This is a genomic window from Kitasatospora sp. NPDC058965 (assembly GCF_042741245.1).
Taxonomy (GTDB): domain Bacteria; phylum Actinomycetota; class Actinomycetes; order Streptomycetales; family Streptomycetaceae; genus Kitasatospora.
In genome coordinates this window covers 1-2,246 of sequence record NZ_JBHYKG010000564.1, presented here as the reverse complement: position 1 = coordinate 2,246, position 2,246 = coordinate 1, and the positions used below count along the sequence as shown (strand labels likewise).

Genomic DNA, 2,246 nt, shown 5'->3' with positions numbered 1-2,246 from the left:
CGGCCCCCCGCCCGAGGCGGGGGGCCGTTCGCGTGGTTCTGGAGCGCCGTCAGGCCTTCTTGGCCGCGTGCCGGCGCTTGAGCCACATCGCCCCGCCGCCGGCCGCCAGGAACAGTCCGCCGCCCACCGCGGTCAGCCCGGCGTCGCCGCCGAAGGTGGTGACGATGGTGCCGGAGAACTCGCCGGCCACCGGGGCGGGGGTGCTGCTGGGGTCGGCGCTCGCCGAGGGGGCGTCGACCAGCTGCACGGCCACCGCGGAGGGCGCGCCGCCCGGCAGCGCCTGGTGCGCCCGGCCGCCCGTGCGGGCGCCGCCGGCCAGCGCGACGGTGCGGCTGCCGGTCGGCGTCGGCGAGGGGCTGGGGGTGGGGCAGGCGCCGTGCGTGCTGCTGGGCGAGGCCGGGGGCGGCGCGGTCGGCGTGGGGCTGGCGGTGGCGGTGGCGATCGGTGCCGGCGGGCAGTCGGGCGTGGCCGAGGGGCTCGGCGAGCCGCCCGGGGTGGCCGGGGCGCTCGCCCCGCTGCCCGCGGGCGGCGGACTGTCGGGGGCCGTGGCCGGCCCGCTCGCCTGCGCGGCGGGCGAGGCGCCCACCGGTTCGCCCCAGGCCAGTGCCGCACCGCCGAGCACCACCGCGCTCGCCAGAACCCACGTACCGGCCGTCCGTGCCGTACCCAACCCCGCGCCCACCAGCGCCCCCACCTTCCCAAGTCCGGCTCGACCGTACCCGATGGAACGGACCGCTCCGGCACCGGAACGGGGGCTGCGGGGAAGAGTTGTACGACTGTTGCCCTGGCGGCCACCGGGCTGCCCGGGGTACCGACGGGCCGTCAGGAGTTGTACGTGCCCTGGGCCCGCTCCAGACCTTCCGTCAGCAGCGCCTCGACGGCGTCGGCGGCCCGGTCCACGAACCAGTCCAGCTCCTTGCGCTCGGTGGAGGAGAAGTCCTTGAGCACGAAGTCGGCCACCTCCATCCGGCCCGGCGGACGGCCCACCCCGCAGCGCACCCGGTAGTAGTCCGGGCCGAGCGCCTTGGTGATGGACTTCAGCCCGTTGTGGCCGTTGTCCCCGCCGCCCTGCTTGAGCCGCAGCGCCGCGTAGTCCACGTCCAGCTCGTCGTGCACCGCGACCAGCGCCGGGGTGGGCGCCTTGTAGAAGTCGCGCAGCGCCGCCACCGGGCCGCCGGAGAGGTTCATGAAGCTCATCGGCTTGGCCAGCACCACCTTCTGGCCCGCCAGGCGCCCCTCGGCCACCTGGGCCCGGCTCTTGTGCGCCTTGAACCTGGCCCCCATCCGCTGGGCCAGCAGGTCGACCACCATGAAGCCGATGTTGTGCCGGTTGCGGGCGTAGCCCTCGCCCGGGTTGCCCAGCCCCACCACCAGCCAGGGGCCGCTGTACTCGGTCATTTGGAACTCCCTCCGTCGGGACCTCATGGCGCTGCCCCGACTCCCATTGAACGGGAGCCGGGGCAGCGAAGCGGGGAACTACCGCGAGGCTCAGGCCTCGGCGGCCTCCTCCTCGGCGGCCTCGTCCTCGGCCGGGGCGGCCTGGGCGCCGATGATCTGCAGCACCACGGCGTCGGCCTCGACGGCCAGCGAGACGTTGGCGGGCAGCTTGATGTCGCCGGCCAGGATGGAGGCGCCGGCCTCCAGGCCCTCGACCGAGACGGTGACGGCCTCGGGCAGGTGGGTGGCCTCGGCCTCGATCGGCAGCGCGTTCAGCACGTGCTCGACCAGGTTGCCGCCGGGGGCCAGCTCGCCCTCGGTGTGCACCGGGATCTCGACGGTGACCTTCTCGCCGCGCTTGACCAGCAGCAGGTCGACGTGCTCGATGGTGCGCTTGATGGCCTCGCGCTGCACGGCCTTCGGGAGGACGAACTCGTCCTTGCCCTCGATCGGGACGACCAGCAGGGCGTTCGGGGTCTTGAGCGCCATCATCAGCTCGTGGCCCGGGAGGTTCAGGTGGACCGGCGCGTGGCCGTGGCCGTAGACGACACCGGGGACGAGGCCGGCGCGGCGGGCGCGGCGGGCGGCACCCTTGCCGAACTCGTTGCGGGGCTCGGCGGCGAGGCGGATCTCGGACATGTCTGCACTCCTGCGTGGGAAAGCGGGGTGCAGATAGCGAAAACCGCCGGGACCACACCCTCAAGTACATGGGGTCGGCTCGGCGGAATAGAGTCCAGCGCGTCGATCACGGAGCGCAGTAGGCATCCCTCGCCGAGCAGTTTCGCAAGTCTAACCGGAGCGCGACGCAG

3 protein-coding genes are annotated in these 2,246 nt (G+C 74.3%); all 3 read right to left on the bottom strand.

The window, feature by feature from the left end; all coding sequences use genetic code 11:
- Positions 1–49: 49 nt before the first annotated feature.
- On the bottom strand, positions 50–682 hold the full coding sequence (locus ACFW1A_RS40180) for a hypothetical protein (RefSeq protein WP_380418638.1): 633 nt from the start codon (positions 680–682) through the stop codon (positions 50–52).
- A gap of 140 nt (positions 683–822) precedes the next feature.
- A complete protein-coding gene (pth, locus tag ACFW1A_RS40175) occupies positions 823–1,398 on the bottom strand; it encodes an aminoacyl-tRNA hydrolase (RefSeq protein WP_380418636.1) in 576 nt (191 codons plus the stop codon).
- Positions 1,399–1,488: 90 nt separating this feature from the next.
- A complete protein-coding gene (locus ACFW1A_RS40170; protein ID WP_380418634.1) occupies positions 1,489–2,076 on the bottom strand; it encodes a 50S ribosomal protein L25/general stress protein Ctc in 588 nt (195 codons plus the stop codon).
- Between the last annotated feature and the right edge of the window lie 170 nt (positions 2,077–2,246).